Source organism: Methylosinus sp. Sm6 (assembly GCF_019802345.1).
Classification (GTDB): Bacteria; Pseudomonadota; Alphaproteobacteria; order Rhizobiales; family Beijerinckiaceae; genus Methylosinus.
This window is the reverse complement of record NZ_JAINDZ010000123.1, coordinates 1-845: the sequence shown is the minus strand read 5'-3', so window position 1 is coordinate 845 and position 845 is coordinate 1. Positions and strand designations below refer to the sequence as shown.

At 60.2% G+C, this 845-nt stretch carries 1 protein-coding gene; it reads right to left on the bottom strand.

The window, feature by feature from the left end:
• On the bottom strand, positions 1-839 hold an 839-nt coding region (locus tag K3F48_RS23845), incomplete at its 3' end, for an AMP-binding protein (RefSeq protein WP_255609737.1).
• Positions 840-845 lie beyond the last annotated feature (6 nt).

The following is an 845-nucleotide window of genomic DNA, read 5'->3' as shown; positions in this document are numbered from 1 at the left end:
ACAAAACGCGACGCCGTCAGTTCCGGCCGGTTGAGATAGCCCCGCGCGACGCCCGCGCCCCCTATGTAAATCTCCCCTTGAACTCCGAGCGGAGCCGGACGCCCCCGCGCGTCCAGAATATATATCCGTGTGTTCGAGATCGGACGCCCAATCGGAATGTTCGTCGCGCCCGGCGCGACGGAATCGATCTCATATGTCGTCGCGAATGTGGTCGTCTCGGTCGGACCATAGCCGTTCAGAAGACGCTGCGGCCTTCCGGCCTTCAGAACGCGTTCGATGACCGTAGGATTCAGTGCATCACCTCCGACAATCAGGCAACGCAAGGAAGAAAAGTTGCTAGTGAGCGCGTCCGCATAGTGGTTGAACAGGCCGGCCGTAAGCCACAGAATGCTGACTTCATGCTTGCGAAGTGCGGCGGCGAAGAGAAGCGGATCGAGTAAAGTCGCTTGATCAATGACGACGACGCTGCCGCCGCTCGTCAATGGCGCCCACAACTCCAGAGTGGAGGCGTCGAAAGAAGGGTTGGAGGCGAAGGCCACGCGGTCGACCGCCTCGAACTGTGCATAACCATTATTCACGACGAGGCGCGTGATTCCATTGTGTTCGACCATGACGCCTTTTGGTTTTCCGGTCGAACCGGAGGTGTAGATGACATAGGCGAGATTTTGCGAGCTGAGGCCGATGTCTTTTGGGGAGAGATTTCGCAGCGTCGGTTCGGGGTCCGGATCGCGGTCGGAGAGCTCGACGAGTATCTCCGACGGCGCGCTGGAAAGGCCGGCGAGCGCGCGGCGGCCGCCGTCGTCGACGAGGATCGCCAATGGCGTAGCGTCTTCGAGCATGTAAGC